The sequence below is a fragment of the Pedomonas mirosovicensis genome (assembly GCF_022569295.1).
GTDB classification, from domain to species: domain Bacteria; phylum Pseudomonadota; class Alphaproteobacteria; order Sphingomonadales; family Sphingomonadaceae; genus Pedomonas; species Pedomonas mirosovicensis.
The window spans coordinates 1,102,303-1,119,729 of sequence record NZ_JAKFIA010000001.1; the positions used below are offsets into that span (position 1 = coordinate 1,102,303).

General features: G+C 64.7%; 14 protein-coding genes. 10 read left to right on the plus strand and 4 right to left on the minus strand.

What is annotated here, in order from left to right; all coding sequences use genetic code 11:
- Positions 1-56 precede the first annotated feature (56 nt).
- The 5 genes from L0C21_RS05215 to L0C21_RS05235 all read left to right on the plus strand — a co-directional run bounded on the left by L0C21_RS05215 (position 57) and on the right by L0C21_RS05235 (position 8,318).
- A complete protein-coding gene (locus L0C21_RS05215; RefSeq protein WP_259277350.1) occupies positions 57-956 on the plus strand; it encodes a glycine--tRNA ligase subunit alpha in 900 nt (299 codons plus the stop codon).
- Positions 956-3,037 carry a glycine--tRNA ligase subunit beta gene (gene glyS, locus L0C21_RS05220; protein WP_259277351.1) on the plus strand — a complete coding sequence of 694 codons (2,082 nt, stop codon included), beginning with the start codon at positions 956-958 and terminating at the stop codon, positions 3,035-3,037. The genes L0C21_RS05215 and glyS overlap by 1 nt, the downstream gene beginning before the upstream one ends.
- Positions 3,038-3,271: 234 nt before the next feature.
- Complete coding sequence (ppdK, locus tag L0C21_RS05225) at positions 3,272-5,935, plus strand: pyruvate, phosphate dikinase (RefSeq protein ID WP_259277352.1); 2,664 nt, start codon at positions 3,272-3,274, stop codon at positions 5,933-5,935.
- 282 nt (positions 5,936-6,217) lie between these two features.
- On the plus strand, positions 6,218-7,534 hold the full coding sequence (locus tag L0C21_RS05230; RefSeq protein ID WP_259277353.1) for a cation:proton antiporter: 1,317 nt from the start codon (positions 6,218-6,220) through the stop codon (positions 7,532-7,534).
- Positions 7,535-7,742: 208 nt separating this feature from the next.
- Entirely contained in the window at positions 7,743-8,318 is a 576-nt protein-coding gene (locus L0C21_RS05235) for a ferritin family protein (protein ID WP_259277354.1), read from the plus strand.
- Between the two features lie 218 nt (positions 8,319-8,536).
- Here the strand turns inward: L0C21_RS05235 and uvrC are convergent, their stop codons facing one another.
- The 4 genes from uvrC to L0C21_RS05255 form a co-directional block, all read right to left on the minus strand.
- Positions 8,537-10,462, minus strand: a complete 1,926-nt coding sequence (uvrC, locus tag L0C21_RS05240) for an excinuclease ABC subunit UvrC (protein ID WP_259277355.1) — start codon at positions 10,460-10,462, stop codon at positions 8,537-8,539.
- A gap of 350 nt (positions 10,463-10,812) precedes the next feature.
- Positions 10,813-11,223, minus strand: a complete 411-nt coding sequence (locus tag L0C21_RS05245) for a dihydroneopterin aldolase (protein WP_259277356.1) — start codon at positions 11,221-11,223, stop codon at positions 10,813-10,815.
- Between the two features lies 1 nt (position 11,224).
- Entirely contained in the window at positions 11,225-11,989 is a 765-nt protein-coding gene (locus tag L0C21_RS05250; protein WP_259277357.1) for an SDR family oxidoreductase, read from the minus strand.
- The gene (locus tag L0C21_RS05255) at positions 11,986-12,867 is read right to left on the minus strand and encodes a hypothetical protein (RefSeq protein ID WP_259277358.1); all 882 of its coding nucleotides are present in this window, start codon (positions 12,865-12,867) and stop codon (positions 11,986-11,988) included. The genes L0C21_RS05250 and L0C21_RS05255 overlap by 4 nt, the downstream gene beginning before the upstream one ends.
- A 403-nt stretch (positions 12,868-13,270) precedes the next feature.
- Here L0C21_RS05255 and L0C21_RS05260 point away from each other — a divergent pair, with 403 nt between their 5' ends.
- The 5 genes from L0C21_RS05260 to L0C21_RS05280 all read left to right on the plus strand — a co-directional run bounded on the left by L0C21_RS05260 (position 13,271) and on the right by L0C21_RS05280 (position 17,108).
- Positions 13,271-13,924 carry an energy transducer TonB gene (locus L0C21_RS05260; protein WP_259277359.1) on the plus strand — a complete coding sequence of 218 codons (654 nt, stop codon included), beginning with the start codon at positions 13,271-13,273 and terminating at the stop codon, positions 13,922-13,924.
- A 60-nt stretch (positions 13,925-13,984) separates the two neighbouring features.
- Positions 13,985-14,707: a MotA/TolQ/ExbB proton channel family protein gene (locus L0C21_RS05265; RefSeq protein WP_259277360.1), complete on the plus strand. Its 723-nt coding sequence runs from the start codon at positions 13,985-13,987 to the stop codon at positions 14,705-14,707.
- Positions 14,708-14,744: 37 nt separating this feature from the next.
- Positions 14,745-15,203: an ExbD/TolR family protein gene (locus tag L0C21_RS05270; RefSeq protein WP_259277361.1), complete on the plus strand. Its 459-nt coding sequence runs from the start codon at positions 14,745-14,747 to the stop codon at positions 15,201-15,203.
- Between the two features lie 26 nt (positions 15,204-15,229).
- Complete coding sequence (locus L0C21_RS05275; protein WP_259277362.1) at positions 15,230-15,661, plus strand: ExbD/TolR family protein; 432 nt, start codon at positions 15,230-15,232, stop codon at positions 15,659-15,661.
- Positions 15,662-15,815: 154 nt separating this feature from the next.
- Entirely contained in the window at positions 15,816-17,108 is a 1,293-nt protein-coding gene (locus L0C21_RS05280; RefSeq protein WP_259277363.1) for a tetratricopeptide repeat protein, read from the plus strand.
- Positions 17,109-17,427: the final 319 nt, after the last annotated feature.

Genomic DNA, 17,427 nt, shown 5'->3' on the forward strand with positions numbered 1-17,427 from the left:
GGTCAGGGCCGCCGTTAGGGTCCGCCGTCCGTTTCAACAGCGGGGTAGGCGGCACAGTGGCCGACGCGAAAAAGCCATCGTTTCAGGAACTCATTCTCACTCTCCAGCGCTACTGGGCGCAGCAGGGTTGCGTTGTTCTGCAGCCCTATGATGTGGAGATGGGGGCAGGCACCTTCCATCCGGCGACCACCTTGCGTTCGCTCGGGCCGGAGCCGTGGAAGGCCGCCTATGTCCAGCCGTCCCGGCGTCCGACCGACGGCCGCTACGGCGAGAACCCGAACCGGTTGCAGCACTATTACCAGTTTCAGGTGATCCTGAAGCCGAGCCCGGAGAACATCGTCGATCTCTACCTCGGCTCGCTGAAGGAAATCGGCATCGATCTGGGCATGCACGACATCCGCTTCGTCGAGGACGACTGGGAGAGCCCGACGCTGGGCGCCTGGGGCCTGGGCTGGGAAGTGTGGTGCGACGGCATGGAAGTCACCCAGTTCACTTACTTCCAGCAGGTGGGCGGATTCGATTGCAAGCCGGTGGCGGGCGAGATCACCTACGGCCTTGAGCGCCTGGCCATGTATATCCAGGGCGTCGATAACGTTTACGATCTGGACTTCAACGGCCAGGGCGTGACTTACGGCGACGTGTTTCTGGCCAGCGAGAAGCAGTTCTCGGCCTATAACTTCGAGCACGCCAACACCGAGATCCTGTTCCGCCAGTTCCGCGAGGCGCAGGAGAGCTGCAAGGCGCTCCTGGAGGCGAAGCTGCCGCTGCCGGCCTATGACTTTGCCATCAAGGCCAGCCATCTTTTCAATTTGCTCAATGCCCGGGGCGTCATCTCGGTGGCCGAGCGCCAGGCCTACATCGGCCGCGTGCGCGAACTGGCCAAGGGATGCTGCGAGGGCTGGATTGCCGTGAACGCGGACCGCTGGGCCCGTGATTTCGGGTGGAGTGCCGCCTGATGTCTGAACTGTTGCTTGAGCTGCAATCGGATGAAATTCCGGCGCGCATGCAGGCGCGGGCGAGCGAGGATCTTGCCCGCCTGCTGGGCGATGCCCTGAAGACGCAGGGGCTCGTTCCGGAAGCGCTGGAAGCGTTTGCGACGCCCCGGCGCCTCGCCGTGGCGGTGAAGGGCCTGCCCGAGGCCCAGCCGGACCTGGAGGAAGAGCGGCGCGGGCCGCGCGTCGATGCGCCCGCCCAGGCGATCGAAGGCTTCCTCAAGTCCACCGGCCTCACCCGCGACCAGCTGGAGGAGCGCACGGAAGGCAAGGGCACCTTCCTCTTCGCCCGCATCTCCCGGAAAGGAAGGCCGACGCTCGAGGTGCTCCCCGAAATCATCACCGGCGTCATCCGTAGCTTCCCGTGGCCCAAGTCCATGCGCTGGGGCGAGCACTCCATCTCCACCGATTCCCTGCGCTGGGTGCGCCCGCTGCAATCCATCCTGTGCCTGTGGGACGGCCAGGTGGTGCCGCTGGAGGTGGAAGGCGTGCGGAGCGGCAACATCACCCGCGGCCACCGCTTCATGGGCCCGTCGCCCTTCCCGGTGAACAACGCCGAGGAATACCGCACCAAGCTGCGCGTCAGCCGGGTCGTTCTCGACCTGGCGGACCGTCAGCGGATGATCGATGCGGGCGCGCGCAAGCTGGCGGAGGCCGCCGGGCTGGAGCTGATCGAGGACCCCGGCCTGCTCGCCGAGAACGCAGGGCTGACCGAATGGCCGGTGCCGCTGATGGGGCAGTTCGATGAGAGCTTCCTCGCGGTGCCGCCCGAGGTCATCCAGCTGACCATGCGGGCCAACCAGAAGTATTTCGCCCTGCGCGTGCCCGAAACGGGCAAGCTCGCCAACCGCTTCATCTGCGTTTCCAACGTGGAAGCGAGCGATGGCGGCAAGGCCATCGTGGCGGGCAACGAGCGGGTGCTGGCCGCCCGCCTGTCGGACGCCAAGTTCTTCTATGAGACAGACCTGAAGATCCGCCTTGAGGACCGGCTGCCGAGGCTCGGCGAGATCGTGTTCCACGAGAAGCTGGGCACGCTTGCCGCCAAGGTGGAGCGGGTGGCAAGGCTGGCCCGTGATCTCGCTCGGTTCATCCCGAACTGCGACGCTGATCTTGCCGAGCGCGCGGCGCGCCTCGCCAAGGCGGATCTGGTCACCGGCATGGTGGGCGAGTTTCCCGAGCTTCAGGGCGTGATGGGCGGCTACTATGCGGAAGCCGAGGGCGAGCCGCTGCAGATCGCCCAGGCGATCCGCGAGCATTACAGCCCGGTCGGCCCCAATGACGCCTGCCCCACCGCGCCGGTCTCCGTCGCCGTGGCGCTGGCCGACAAGCTGGATACGCTCACCGGCTTCTTCGCCATCAATGAGAAGCCGACGGGCTCCAAGGACCCCTATGCGCTGCGTCGCGCGGCGCTCGGCGTCATCCGCCTCATCCTCGAGAATGAACTGCGCCTGCCGCTGCTGCCGGTGCTTGAGGCTGCTCGCAAGGCGCTGGGCCAGGACGGCGCGGACGGTGCCGTCGACCAAAGCCTGCTCGATTTCTTCGCCGACCGGCTGAAGGTGCAGCAGCGCGAGGCGGGCGTGCGGCACGATCTCATCGACGCCGTGTTCAGCCTCGGCGGCGAGGATGATCTGGTGCGCCTGCTGGCCCGCGTGTCGGCGCTCGGCACCCTGCTGGAAAGCGAGGACGGTTCCAACCTGCTGGCGGGCTACCGCCGCGCCGCCAACATCCTGCGGATCGAGGAGAAGAAGGACGGCCGCCGCTTTGATGGCGCGGTTGATCCCGCGCTCTTCACGCAAGGGGAAGAGCGGGCGCTGCACGAGGCGCTGCTGGGCGCTCGGGCCGAGGTGGACGGGCTGCTGAAGGTCGAGGACTTCGGCGGCGCCATGTCCGTGCTGGCCCGGCTGCGGCCGCTGGTCGATGCCTTCTTCGATAACGTGACCGTCAACGCCGAGGATGCAGCGGTGCGCGCGAACCGCCTCAACCTGCTGAACGCCCTGCGCGCGGCCGTTCACACGGTGGCGGATTTCGGCCGCATCGAGGGATAAAGCCGTTTTCAGGCAGGGCGGCAGTGCGCCCTGCGGCAGACAAGTGTGGCCATAACAGTCTGGAGCCGCGATCCGCACGCAAAGCGGGTCGCGGCTCCAGACGCAAACGGCGACGCATATCGCCACCCCAACGATGTTTGGGTTGACTTTTGTGGCGTCACCGTCATTTGAGTGCGCGAAACGGCGCTGCGTTGCAGCAAAGTTACAAGGGCGCGAACGGAGAGGCAGCAGACCATGACCAAGTGGGTGTACAGTTTCGGCGGTGGAGCAGCGGAAGGCAATGCGGGCCAGAAGACGCTTCTCGGCGGCAAGGGCGCGAATCTGGCTGAAATGGCCTCCATCGGTCTGCCGGTGCCGCCGGGCCTGACCATCACCACTGAGGTCTGCACCTATTACTACGACCACGGCCAGTCCTACCCGCCGGAGCTGAAGGGCCAGGTGGAAGCGGCTCTCGCCAAGGTCGAGGACACCGTCGGCGCAAAGTTCGGCGATCGCGCCAACCCGCTGCTGGTCTCGGTGCGCTCGGGCGCGCGCGTCTCCATGCCGGGCATGATGGACACGGTGCTGAACCTCGGCCTCAACGACGAGACGGTGGAGGGCCTGTCCGCCAACAGCGGCAATCCCCGGTTTGCCTGGGACAGCTACCGCCGCTTCATCCAGATGTATTCGGACGTGGTGCTCGGCCTTGAGCACTATCTGTTCGAGGAGCAGCTGGAAATCCTGAAGGAAGAGAAGGGCGTCTCCCTCGATACGGAGCTGGACGCGGACGACTGGAAGAGCCTCGTTGGCACCTACAAGGGGCTGGTCGAGAAGCAGCTGGGCCGCCCGTTCCCGCAGGATGTGAACGATCAGCTGTGGGGCGCGATCGGCGCGGTGTTCGGCTCGTGGCAGTCCGAGCGCGCCAAGGTCTATCGCCGCCTCAACGACATTCCGGAAGACTGGGGCACCGCCGTCAACGTGCAGGCCATGGTGTTCGGCAACATGGGCGAGGACTCGGCCACGGGCGTCGCCTTCACCCGCGATCCGTCCACCGGCGAGCGCGCCTACTACGGCGAATATCTCATCAATGCCCAGGGCGAGGACGTGGTGGCGGGCATCCGCACGCCGCAGTACCTAACCAAGATCGCGCGGGAGAAGGCGGGCGCGACGGCTCCTTCCATGGAAGAGTCGATGCCCGAGACCTACGGCCAGCTGGCGGAGGTGTTCGAGATCCTGGAGCGGCACTACCGCGACATGCAGGACATCGAGTTCACCGTGCAGCGCAACAAGCTGTGGATGCTGCAAACCCGCTCCGGCAAGCGCACCGCCAAGGCGGCGCTCAAGATCGCGGTAGATATGGCCAATGAAGGCCTCATCACCCGCGAGGAAGCCATTCTGCGCGTCGATCCGCAGGCGCTCGACCAGCTGCTGCACCCGACGCTCGATCCCAAGGCCAAGCGCGATGTGCTGACCAAGGGCCTGCCCGCCTCTCCGGGCGCGGCCTCGGGCGTTGTCGTGTTCACGGCGGATGAGGCCGAGCGCCTCGCCAACGCGGGCAAGGACGTGATCCTTGTTCGCATCGAGACCTCGCCGGAAGACATCCACGGCATGCACGCGGCGCGCGGCATCCTCACCAGCCGCGGCGGCATGACCAGCCACGCGGCGGTGGTCGCCCGCGGCATGGGCCGCCCCTGCGTCTCCGGCGCGGGCACGCTCGCCATCGACATGAAGGCGCAGGTGATGCGCTGCCAGGGCCGCGAGGTAAAGGCGGGCGACATCATCACCATCGACGGTGCGACCGGCGAGGTGATGGTGGGCGCGGTGCCGACCATCCAGCCGGAGCTGGCAGGCGACTTCGCCACCCTGATGGAGTGGGCGGACGCCGATCGCCGCCTCAAGGTGCGCGCCAACGCCGAAACTCCGCTGGACTGCCGCACCGCCCGCGACTTCGGCGCGGAAGGCATTGGCCTGTGCCGCACCGAGCACATGTTCTTCGACGCGGACCGCATCGTCTCCGTGCGTCAGATGATCCTGGCCGAGGACGAGGCCGGCCGCCGCGCGGCGCTGGCCAAGCTGCTCCCCTATCAGCGCGAGGACTTCGTGCAGATCTTCACCATCATGGCGGGCCTGCCGGTCACCATCCGCCTGCTTGATCCGCCGCTGCACGAGTTCCTGCCGCACCGCGAGGAGGAATTCGCGGAAGTGGCGAGCCAGGCGGGCGTTTCCGTTGATAGCTTGCGCCGCCGCGCCAACGAGCTGCACGAGTTCAACCCGATGCTCGGCCATCGCGGCTGCCGCCTCGGCGTCACCTTTCCTGAAATCTACGAGATGCAGGCCCGCGCCATCTTCGAGGCGGCGGTGCAGGTGGCCAAGTCCTCGGGCGAGACCGTGGTGCCGGAGGTGATGATCCCGCTCGTCGCGACGCCGAAGGAACTGGCGCTGATGAAAAAGGTGGTGGAAGACACCGCCGCCGCCGTGTTCGCCGAGACCGGCACCACGCTCGACTACATGGTCGGCACCATGATCGAGCTGCCGCGCGCCGCGCTGCGGGCGGGCGAGATCGCGGAACACGCCGCCTTCTTCTCGTTCGGCACCAACGACCTGACGCAGACGGCGCTCGGCATCTCCCGCGACGACGCCGGCCGCTTCCTCGGCACTTACGTGGACAAGGGCATCTACGCCAAGGACCCGTTCGTCTCCATCGACGTGGAGGGCGTCGGCGAACTGGTGCAGATCGCCGCTGAGCGCGGCCGCAAGACGCGCCAGAACATCAAGCTCGGCATCTGCGGCGAGCATGGCGGCGACCCGGCCTCCATCCGCTTCTGCGAGAGCGTTGGGCTCGACTACGTGTCCTGCTCGCCCTACCGCGTGCCCATTGCTCGCCTTGCCGCCGCTCAGGCCGCGCTGGCGAAGAAGTAACGACCAGCAGGGACGGCCCGGCTTCGGGCACGCCCTGCGGCAAAACGGAAAAGCCGGTGCACTCCCATGGGGTGCATCGGCTTTTTTCATATGCGCGGCGTTTTTCGCGTCTTCGTCTTTGGCGCGTGTTGATGCGTAAAGACTAGGCTGTTTAAGCTTGACAGCGTTTACCCATCCCTCATTCTCGATCCCAAACGAAAAGCAAATGGCGGGCCGCGCCTATGGCGCCCTAGGAGCATCTGAGGGCCTGGCGGATCTGTCGGACGGGGAGGGCGGTTCGCGATGGAATTTCTGCACTTCAAACCCAGCACGCTGCTGATGGCGCAGGCCGCGCTCGTCATCGGCCTGCCGTATCTGTTGTGGCGCATCCGGCCGCTGGCGCGGCTCGCGCCGCTGGGCGTGCTGCAAATCGTGGTCGCCATCTTTCTCGGCCCCACCTTTGCCGGGCAACTCGCGCCCGAGCTGTGGAGCCGCACCTTCCCCGTCGCCAGCCACGACTACATCACCGGCATCGGCTGGTTCGGCGTCATGCTGTTCGCCTGTACGGTCGGCAGCGCCTTCAGCCTGGAAGACCTGCGTGGCAAAAGCGCCAAGCTCACGGCGGTGAGCCTGTCCAGCATGATTACGCCCCTGGTTCTTGGCGGCCTGGTCGGAGCCTGGCTGGGCAGCGCCCACCCATCGATGATTGGCGAGGGCGTGAGTCCGGTTCTCTTCTCGGCGGCGGTTGCGGCCTGCATCGCCGTGACCGCCATGCCCATCCTTGCCCTCGTGTTGCAGGACATGGGCATCGAGACCACGCCGCTCGGCCGTGCGGCCATGTCTGCTGCCCTGTTCGACGACAGCGTCATCTGGGTGGGCCTGTCCGCGCTCATCATTCTCGCCACCGGTAGTTCATCATCGGCAGCCACCGTGGTCGTTGCCACCTTTGCGCTCGCCGGGGTGCAGGTTGCCGTCATGGTGTGGGGGGTGCGCCCGCTGCTCGTGCGCTGGTGGAGCCGGGCGGCGGCGACGCCTGTGGCCGATGCGGTTGCTTTCAGCCTATGCATCATCACCTGCTGCGTCTCGGCCACCGTTGCAGACATAATCGGCGTGCACTTCGTCATCGGCGCATTTCTGGCCGGGGCGATCCTGCCTCGGGACATGGCCGGGCGGGCGATCACCGTTATCCGCCCGGTGACCACCTATGCGCTGCTGCCCTTCTTCTTCCTCGGCACCTCGTTTCAGGTGACGAGCAGCCTGGGGGAGGAAGGGATTCTCGCCGCTTTCCTGCTGGCAACGGCGGCCGCTGGGCTGGGCAAGCTGCTGGGGGCGGCGGTTCCCGCCCGCCTGTTCGGCGACAGCTGGAACCAAGCGCTGGCGCTCGGCTCCCTGCTGCAGTGCAAGGGGTTGATGGAAATTGTCGCGCTCCGCATCCTGCTGGACGGGGGCATCATCAGCAGCCAATGCTTCAGCGCCTTCATCGGCATGGCAGTGGCCACCACCCTGGTGTCCAAGCCCCTGGCTGCCTTCTTCCTCGCGCGTCAGCGCAGGGCCGGGGCGAAGCGCGCCTCCCTCAACGCCCTGGGTGTGCCGGCTGAAAAGGAGCAGCACGCCTGCTAAGGTTCGAAAGCCCAGTTAAGGTCCAGGCGCGGATGCGTAAAATATAATCAGAGGAACTTTAATAAATCAGGCTTGTTTCCTCAGAATGGAGAGGTGGCATGATTATTGCTATACTTGTCAGCAATAATCGCAAGGCGCTGCTTTTCTGTGGGAATAAGCGCCAAGTCAGGCTCTCCACTCAAGAATAGCGTGATTGTTGGAGGGTGTGATGAGCGTAAAGCGTCGTGACCGTCTGATGTTTGGCTTGGTGATTGCCGCAGCACTTGGCTCGGCAAATGTTGCGCTCGCCCAAGGGAGTGCTCAGGAAAGCGCTCACCGGTTCGTGCTGGTGCAGAACGACCTGGACGAAGCGATGAAGAACGAGGCCTTTGATGCGGCCAAATATACGCTTTTCGCGCAGCAGGCGCGGGAGCGGGGCAATCAGGCTCTCGCCGCCGTGTTCGAGCGCGTGGCCAACACGGAGAAGACGGATCATTTCCGGAAACTTGCGGCCCTCTCCGGGCACGAGACCGCCATGGATCAGGCGGAGCAGCAAGCCGAACTGGCGAAGCTGCCGAACAAATCTGACGAGGCGAACCTGCGTGACGCCATGACCACCGAAAGGTTCCAGGCGAACGCCCTACGGTCCGACATGGTCAATCGCGCCATCAAGTACGGCGACCTGCAGGCAGCCAACATGTTCCTGAACATCGGAAACGGCGAGATCAAAAATCTCCTCGCGTTCCGCGCCGCCAAGAAGCTGGCAAAACAAAGCCAGCCGCAGGGCGCGCCGGTCCAGTCCTGAGCGTATCTCAAGGATTTACTAAGGGGGCCTCGAGCCCCCTTGGAACCCCCATTCGTTTGTCGGGCCGTGTTTCGGGAATGCGCTGGAAACATGGCCGGATGAACAGGATTTCACTGGGCTGCGACCGCTTTCCCGCGCCCGATTCAAAGTGAAAGAGAGGTGCAGGAGGGTCCGCGACCCTCCTGCAAAAAACCAAAATACCAAAAACTTGAACGAACTCAGCGCACCGGGTGGAAGTGGTCGTAGATCGCCTGCGCCATGGCGGTAGAGATGCCGTCCACCTTGGCGAGGTCGTTGACGCCCGCGCGGGTGACAGCCTGTGCCGTGCCGAAATGCAGCAGCAGGGCGCGCTTGCGGCTTGGCCCGATGCCGGGGATGTCGTCGAGCGGGCTCTTGGTGATGTCCCGCGCCCGCTTCTGCCGGTGGCTGCCGATGGCGAAGCGGTGGGCCTCGTCGCGCAGGCGCTGGATGAAGAACAGGGCGGGGCTGCCCGGCTCCAGCGTCATTTCCCGCCCGCCGGGCAGGTGGAAGACTTCGCGCCCGGCGTTGCGATCTGGCCCCTTGGCGACGCCGACCATGGGCATATCCTCAATGCCGAGGTCTTCCAGCACGGAAAGCGCCACGCTCAGCTGGCCCTTGCCGCCGTCGATGAAGACGAGATCCGGCCAGTCACCCTTGCTGCGGTCCGGGTCCTCCTCCTGCAGGCGGGCGAAGCGGCGGGTGAGCATTTCGCGCATCATGGCGAAATCATCGCCCGGCTTCAGTTCGGTCGAGCGGAAGTTGAACTTGCGGTAGGCGTTCTTGCGGAAGCCTTCGGGCCCAGCGACGATCATGCCGCCGACGGCATTGGTGCCCTGGATGTGGCTGTTGTCGTAGACCTCGATGCGCTGGGGCGGAGCTTCCAGATCGAACACCTCCGCCAGCAGCGCCAGGTGCTTGGCCTGGCTGCTGGATTCGATCATCCGCCGGTCGAGCGCGTCGCTGGCGTTGCGCGCGGCCAGCTCGACGAGCTGGGCCAGCTTGCCCCGGCGCGGCATTTCCAGGGAGACGCGATGCCCGGCGCGGGTGGAAAGGGCTTCCTCCAGCAGGTCCATTTCGGGCAGCTGCCGGTCCAGCAGGATGCGGCGCGGCGGCAGCTTGTCCTCGTAAAACTGGGTCAGGAAAGCGAAAACCACGTCCTCCAGCGTCTCGGACTTGTCGTGGCGCGGAAAGAGGGCGCGGTTGCCCCAGTTCTGGCCGCCGCGAATGAAGAAGATCTGGATACAGGTGACGCCGCCCTTCTGGCAGGCGGCCACCACGTCCGCATCGCCCGCGCTTTCGGCGTTGATGCCCTGCTCCTGCTGGATGAAGGTGAGGGCCCGCAGCCGGTCGCGGAACACGGCGGCGCGCTCGAAGTCCAAATTCTCCGCCGCCTCTTCCATCTGGGCGGCAAGGCGCTTCTGCACGTCCTGGCTGCGGCCTGAGAGGAACGCCTTGGCGTCGCGCACCAGCCCGGCGTAGCTCTCCGCATCAATGCGATTGGTGCACGGGGCCGAACAGCGCTTGATCTGGTACAGGAGGCACGGGCGCGAGCGGTTGGAGAAAAAGCTGTCCGTGCAGGAGCGTAGCAGGAACACCTTCTGCAGCGTGTTCAGCGTGCGGTTCACCGCGCCGGCGGAGGCGAAGGGGCCGTAGTAGTTGGCCTTGCCCTTGGCGCGCGCGCCCCGGTGCTTGGAAATCTGGGCAAACGCATGGTCTTCCCGCAGCACGATGAAGGGGAAGCTCTTGTCGTCCCGCAGCAGCACGTTGAACGGCGCGCGGTAGTGCTTGATGAGGTTGGCCTCCAGCAGCAGCGCCTCGGCCTCCGTGTGGGTGGTGACGACCACCATGGAGCGCGTCTGCGCCACCATGCGCTGCAGGCGCACCGGCAGCCGGTTCACCTGGGTGTAGCTCACCACCCGCTGCTTCAGGCTCTTGGCCTTGCCCACGTAGAGCACATCGCCGCGCGCATCGACCATGCGGTAGACGCCGGGCCGGGTGGGCAGGGTCTTGACCACCTCGCGGATGACCGAGACGCCACGCTCCAAGTCCGGGGCATCGCCGCCCTGCACGGTGAAGATGGCCTGTTCTTCCAAAAAGCGATCGTTGATCGGGGACTGACTCATGAGCGCCAATATAGGGGGGCTAGGCCTTAGCCCCTAGAAGGATTGATGTTACGGGCGAGAACGAATCAAGCCTATGGCCAGGGCTCGATCTGATGCTGTGAACTTATCCACGCCGCCTGTGGATAAGTTTGTGGGCATGCCGTTGGTGGATTGCCCAAACCCGCAGAACTCTGCCATTCCCTGCCACTTGCCTGTTTTTTGAGCATATTCAACAAGCTATTGAAAAAGATCTACTTTTTTCATGTCAACACTGTTACGCCCTGAGACGGAGCGGCTCCAATAGCTGAATTTCCCTGATACACGGCGGCCTTGCGGGGATGTGTAAAACTTATTCCTGCGGTTACCATTCATCAGCCGATACGGGTGCGGGTGATCTCTACGCCCACCGACTCCGTTCCGGCGACCGCCTCCAGCTTTTCCACCCGCACCGTGACCGCAAGGGCCTGGGGGTAGGCGAGCACGAATTCGGCAATCTCATCGGCGATGGTCTCGACCAGGTGAATGTGCCGATTGCTCAGGATGCGACGCATCCCGTCCGCCAGTTCGGCGTAGCATAGCACGTTCTCGATCTGGTCGTCGTGCGGCCGGGTGGCATCGGTGATGACGTCGAGGTTGAGTCGCACCGGCTGGACGCGACCTTTCTCGGACTCGAGAACGCCGACCTCGGTCTGCACCAGAAGATCGCGCACGAACACTCGGCGGATGGCATTGACGGCAGGGGAGGGCGTGGCGCCCGGCAGGGCGGCAAGATTGTTTTCCATGTCAGTAGGTCCCATCGAGGTCGGGGGTTTTCCAGGCGAGGTGCTGGCCGCCATCCACGGCGATCAGCTGGCCGGTGATGGAGGGCTGGTCCAGAAGAAACAGCGCCGTCTCGGCGATCTCCTCCGGGGCGACGGCGCGCGCCAGCGGGATGCGCGAGGCTTCCCGCGCGAAGCGGTCGGGGGTCTGGTAGATGCTTTGCAGGACCGGCCCCGGCCCGATGCCGTTGACCCGGATGCGCGGGGCCAGCGCCTGCGCCAGCGTTTGCGTCAGGGTCCACAGGCCGGTCTTGCTCACCGTATAGCTGGTGAAGTCGGGGTTGAGCCGCCATACCCGCTGGTCGATGAGATTGACGATCGCCCCTTCCATCGTCTCCGGTAGCTGCCGGGCGAAGGTCTGGGAAAGGTGAAAGGGCGCCCAGAGGTTGATGGTGAGGTTGCGGTCCCAGCCCTCGCGGGTGACCGTATCCCACTGGTCCCGGTCGAACACCGAGGCGTTGTTGACCAGCGCGGTCAGCGGTCCCACCGCCTCGACCGCCTTGCCGATAAGGCCGGCGGTCTCCTCGTCGCGGGCAAGGTCGGCCTGCACCGCGACGGCGAAGCCGCCGTCGGCGCGAATCGCCTCCACCGTCTCCGCCGCGGCCTTTTCAGACGTGTTGTAGTGCACCGCCACGCGCCATCCCGCCCGGCCGAGCCGGAGGGCGATGGCGTGGCCGATGCGCTGGGCCGCGCCGGTGACCAGAACGGACTTTACGGGGCTGGCCGTCACTGGCACGGCCCCACGGTGTCGCGCAGCCGTTGATAGCCGGTCTTCACGGCGGCTTCGTCGCCAATGGCGGCGGCGGTCTCCAGTACCCGCTCCGGCAGGCTGTCGGGCAGGCCGCAGGCGAGGAAATAGCCCACCAGCGAATTACGCTCCAGCGGCCGGGTTTCGCCCAGGCTGTCCGGCATGGCCACCTGGATGGAGCCTGCGCCGGTGGCGGTGTCGGGCACGCTGACGGTCATCATGCCCTTCTCGGCCGTCTGGATGAGGAAGTGGGTGGCGAAGTCCTCATCGCTGCGGCGCTGCATCCGGGTGGCGTCAACGACACCGGTCACGCGCAGGCCGAAGCCCGTTGCCCGATTCGGGTCGGCGGCGACGTCGCGCACCATCTGGATGGCGGGCGAGGGGTTCAGAACCTGGGCGTTGCGCGCGACCAGCTGATAAATCCGGTCGTTGCCCGGCACGGAGCGCAGGAAGAGGAGAACGGTTTCCTCCTTCAGCTTGGGACGCTTGCCGTAGACGGACTCGGGCGCGTCCCAGATGTAGGTGATCTCGCCCGGAATCGCCCGGGGCGCCAGCAGGACGCCGGTCACGTTGGCGCGGATCACGAAGCGGTTGTAGCCCTCGGACAGGCCCGGCGCTTCCTTGGCGGACAGGCGCTCCAGCTTCCGGATCGTGGCCACCAGCACCACATCGGCATTGAGCGTGAGATTGGCGACCAGCGGATAGGTCACGGAAGCGGCCGGAGTCGCCGTGCCGGATTGGGCCGAAACCGCTGTCGGCATGGCCAGGGCGAGGGCGGATGCCAGCAGAATCCGGGTCGCCAGCAGGGAGCGGCGAGACGTTTGTCGCTTAATTTGAACGGCTGATCGCAAGGACGGCATGGCTTCCCTTCTACTTAAATCGGCGGATCCAACTGGTAATATGGCTCCGCTGTGTCCAGGTGCCCAGGGGCGTGGGCTGGACCTTGTTTTACAATGAACAATGGGCCCGGATTGACTGCGGACCGGGGGGAGAAGTCAAGCGCTCAGGCGGTGCGGAGGCTTCGCCACTATGCGGTTTATAGGGTCCCGCGAGGCCATTTTGAGCCCTTTTACCCTTCGAAAAAGCGGTTGCGACAGCGAACCGTCGCGGCTACTACTCAGGGTAAGTGGGGGTCCGGCGTTCCGTCGGCGGGCGTCCACTTTTCGTTTTTGGTGTGGGCTGCGGCAGCAGAGGACAGACATGGGCTGTGGCGCCACCATGACGGATCATCTCAGTTCATGGGAGAGGAGCTGACCCCCTTCGATGGCGTACACTGACCAGCAAATGAGTAAAGGACGGATCGGCGCGCTCAGCGTCGTGATCGTCATCCATATTATGCTCGGCTGGGCGTTTTCTGCCGGCTTGGCGCCGAAGTTCATCAAACTCATTCAGGGGCCGATCGAGGTTACCGAGATCGAGGAAGCCCCGCCTCCTGAGGATGAACCACCGCCGCCGCCACCAGAGCTGGAAGAAATCCCGCCCTACGTGCCGCCGCCCGATCTGCCGATCGAGCTGCCGCCGCCGCCGGCGCCGCCTCCAATCACCTCGCAGACCACGGTCAAGCAGGTTGAGCCGCAGCGCGTGACTCAGCCCGCCCCTCCGACGCCTGCCGTGGCTCCGAAGCCCGTCAACCGGGTTCCGGCCAAGGGCAGCCGCCGCAACGTTATCAGCGAGGACGACTATCCGTCTGCTTCGCTGCGTGCGGAGGAAGAGGGCGTGACCCGCGTCCGGTTCACGATCAACACCGAAGGCCGCGTTTCGCAGTGCTCGGTGGTCGAGAGCTCGGGCCATCCGCGTCTGGACGAGAAGACCTGCGACCTCATTCAGCGTCGTTTCCGGTTCGATCCGGCGACGGCTGATGGCAAGCCGGTCGAGGAAACGCGGACGCAGAGCGTGAAGTGGCAGATCCGCCGCTAATCGCGCGCGCATCATTGAGCATAAAAAGCCGAGAAACGAATTCAAAAGAGGAAGTTCGAAATGGAACAGGTTGCCGTTGACAATCCGTACGGTTTTACCGCTGCGCTGAAGCAGGGTGGCATCGTTGCCCAGGCCACGTTTGGCCTCATGGCGATCATGTCGCTTGTCTCCTGGTACATCATTTTCACCAAGGCGTGGGATCAGTCGAAGATCCTGAAGCAGAGCAAGGAACTGGATAAGAAGTTCTGGACTGCTGGTAGCCTGAAGGACGGCGCGAACAAGCTGGGCAAGAACACTGCCTACCGCCAGATCGTGGACGATGGCCTGCGCGCCACCGAGCACCACGAGGGCCGTCTGACCGACAAGATCGACCAGCACGAGTGGGTGACCATGTCGCTGCAGCGTTCGGTCGGCGCGATCAACAGCCACCTGCAGGGCGGCCTGGCCTTCCTGGCTTCGGTGGGCGCGACCGCTCCGTTCATCGGTCTGTTCGGTACCGTGGTCGGCATCTACCGCGCTCTGGTGAACATCGGCATGTCCGGTCAGGCCTCGATCGACAAGGTCGCGGGTCCGGTCGGTGAAGCGCTGATCATGACCGCCATCGGTCTGGCCGTCGCCGTGCCGGCGGTGCTGGGCTACAACTGGCTGACCCGCCGCAACAAGGCGATCATGGACAACCTCAACAACTTCGCTGCTGACGTGCATGCGTTCCTGATGTCGGGCGCCCGCGTGACGGCTCCGGCCGCTCCGGCTCCGGCTGCTGCCACCGCCGCGAAGAAGTAAGTCGTCCACCGTCAATTCACCACGGGGAGACCATCCCATGGCAATGAGCGTAGGAAACGACGGGGGCGGTGAAGGCAAGGCCATGTCGGACATCAACACGACGCCGCTTGTCGACGTCATGCTGGTGCTTCTGATTATCTTCCTCATCACCGTTCCGGTCGTGATCCAGACTGCGCCGGTGGAACTGCCAAAGGTGGCGAGCATCCCCCTGCAAACGAAGCCTGAGAACATCGTCATTTCTGTCGATGCGGACGGCAACGTCTACTGGGGGGCTCAGCTGCTCGAGGGCGGCAAAGCGGAACTGCGGGAACGGGTGAAGGAGCGGGTGATCAATGCCGTCCAGGCTGGTCAGCCGATTCCGGAAGTCCATATCCGTGGCGACCGTAACACGCCGTATCAGTACATCGGCGGTGTGATCTTCAACGTGCAGGTCGCTGGCATTCCGAAGGTCGGGTTCATCTCCGAACCTCCGGCTGGCATGACCGTCACGCGCTGACGCACCGACTCCGAGGAGTAACGAAAATGGCAATGAGCGTAGGAGAAGGTGGGGGTGATGACGCCCCGATGGGCGATATGAACACCACGCCGTTGATCGACGTGATGCTCGTGCTGCTCATCATGTTCATCATCACCATTCCTATCCAGACCCACGCCGTGAAGCTGGATATGCCTCAGCAGAACAACAACCCGCCGCCGACTGACGTGGAACAGCCCGTCATTCACCGGGTTGAGGTCGACTTCCTCGGCCAGATCTACTGGGACAACCAGCCCGTCGATCTCCCGACGATCACGGAGTACTTCCGGCAGGCTGCGAACCAGCCGAACCAGCCGGAGATCCACATTCGTCCGGACGCTATGGCGAAGTACGAGGTCGTTGACCAAGTGCTTGCCGCAGCCCAGACGGTCGGCGTGACCAAGATGGGCTTTGTCGGCAACGAGGCTTACGCTCAGTAAGCCTTGGGCCGCACTGGCAATGCCAGAGTTCATAGTGGGTTAAGCGTGGGGCCGGTACTTCCGGCCCCACGTGTTTTGGGCTTAATGAAGTTTGAGCCCACCGAATTTCGGAAGGCCGCAAGGGAAGAAGGCGGCCAAGCGGGAGAGAACCATTATGCTGAAATCACGCATTCGTCCTGTTGCTTCGGCGCTCGCGCTGGCCGCCATGACGGCAGCGGGCGCGGCGGTCATTGCCGCCCCGGCGGTAGCCGCGCAGGACAAGGGCGAGGCTCCCAAGCCGCCCAAGCCGAGCAAGAAGGCCGCCAAGAGCCTGAGCGAGATCCAGAAGGCGCTGGGCGAGAAGGACTTCGCGACCGTCAAGGCCAAGATCGCCGAGCTGGAAAGCAAGGGCGAGCTGACCGAAGAGGACATGTACTTCATCTCCAACTTCAAGTTCCAGGCGGCTGCCGACACCCAGGACAATGCCCTGCTGGAACAGGCCCTCGAGCAGATGGCTGCCAACAAGTACACCTCGCCGACCGAGGTGCCGAAGATCCGCAACAACCTGATCGCCCTGGCGATCCAGGCCGAGAACTACCCGAAGGCGATCCAGCGTTCGAAGGAGGCCCTGGCCGCCGACCCGAACAATGTTGAGACCATGCTCAACATGGGCCGCATCTACTACCAGCAGGATGACTACGCCAACGCGGGCGCGACCTTCCGCCAGGCCGTCGACACCGCCAAGCGTCTCGGCCAGCCGGTGGAAGAGAGCGTCTACAAGCTGATCGCCCAGTCGGCCATCCAGTCGAACGACAACGCGGCCGTGCAATCGGCCATGCTGGAGCTGGTGCGGAACTACCCGAATGCTACCAACTGGCGGGATGCGCTGGTGCTGTACCGCAGCCAGCAGGGCATCACCGACCCGATGATCCTCGACTCCTATCGCCTGCAGTGGGTGAACAACGCACTTGAGGGTCAGCGCGAGTACATTGAAATGGCCGAGCTCGCCATGAAGCGCGGTCTGCCGGCTGAAGCCAAGGCAGTGCTGGAAAAGGGCATGGCCGCGAACGTGTTCGACTCGGCGAAGGCCCTGGCCAACGAGACGCTGACCTCGGCGCGCACCCGCGCCGCGGCCGACATCAAGGAGCTGCCCTCGCTGGAAGCCGAAGCCCGTTCCGGCAAGACCGGCGACCTGGCGGCGGCCACGGTGGGCCAGGGTTATCTCAGCCACGGCAATTACGCCAAGGCGGTCGAGTTCTATAAGCTCGGCCTCGACAAGGGCGTGAAGAACAAGGACGAGGTTACCCTGCAGTACGGCATCGCCCTGGTGGGCGCGGGCCGCGCGCAGGAAGCCCTCACGGCCTTCCAGTCGGTCGGCGGCAACCTGAAGCCGCTGGCGGACCTGTGGGCCGCCCACGCCGAGAACGTCGCCCAGGGTGGCGCTCCGGCAGCGAGCGGTCAGCAGTAAGTTCTTAAAACTTACGCCACGCTGAAACGGAAACGGCGGCCTTCGGGCCGCCGTTTTTGTTTGAGTGAACTGCTTCGGTTTTTGCAGGTTCTGCGGGAGGGATAATTCTGTTTTGTGCGCCTGCGCGCACGGAACCCTTTTGCGCCTCCCTTCGATTTTTCGGGCCGCGCCCTGCGATGTGTCGTGGCGTTCTTCTCTCCGGCCTTGTGCTGCAGGCTAGACCGGCGCGTCCCGATAAAAACGAATGGGGGATCGAAGGGAGGAACTGCATCCCTTCTTCATCTTTTCTGCCCAACGTCTACAAGGGCGAGGTCTCGCT

Coding starts and splice junctions, on each gene's coding strand:
- glyS (WP_259277351.1), top strand. CDS start 956: ATGTCTGAACTGTTGCTTGAGCTGCAATCGGATGAAATTCCGGCGCGC.
- ppdK (WP_259277352.1), top strand. CDS start 3,272: ATGACCAAGTGGGTGTACAGTTTCGGCGGTGGAGCAGCGGAAGGCAAT.
- L0C21_RS05230 (WP_259277353.1), top strand. CDS start 6,218: ATGGAATTTCTGCACTTCAAACCCAGCACGCTGCTGATGGCGCAGGCC.
- L0C21_RS05235 (WP_259277354.1), top strand. CDS start 7,743: ATGAGCGTAAAGCGTCGTGACCGTCTGATGTTTGGCTTGGTGATTGCC.
- uvrC (WP_259277355.1), bottom strand. CDS start 10,462: ATGAGTCAGTCCCCGATCAACGATCGCTTTTTGGAAGAACAGGCCATC.
- L0C21_RS05245 (WP_259277356.1), bottom strand. CDS start 11,223: ATGGAAAACAATCTTGCCGCCCTGCCGGGCGCCACGCCCTCCCCTGCC.
- L0C21_RS05255 (WP_259277358.1), bottom strand. CDS start 12,867: ATGCCGTCCTTGCGATCAGCCGTTCAAATTAAGCGACAAACGTCTCGC.
- L0C21_RS05260 (WP_259277359.1), top strand. CDS start 13,271: ATGGCGTACACTGACCAGCAAATGAGTAAAGGACGGATCGGCGCGCTC.
- L0C21_RS05265 (WP_259277360.1), top strand. CDS start 13,985: ATGGAACAGGTTGCCGTTGACAATCCGTACGGTTTTACCGCTGCGCTG.
- L0C21_RS05270 (WP_259277361.1), top strand. CDS start 14,745: ATGGCAATGAGCGTAGGAAACGACGGGGGCGGTGAAGGCAAGGCCATG.
- L0C21_RS05275 (WP_259277362.1), top strand. CDS start 15,230: ATGGCAATGAGCGTAGGAGAAGGTGGGGGTGATGACGCCCCGATGGGC.
- L0C21_RS05280 (WP_259277363.1), top strand. CDS start 15,816: ATGCTGAAATCACGCATTCGTCCTGTTGCTTCGGCGCTCGCGCTGGCC.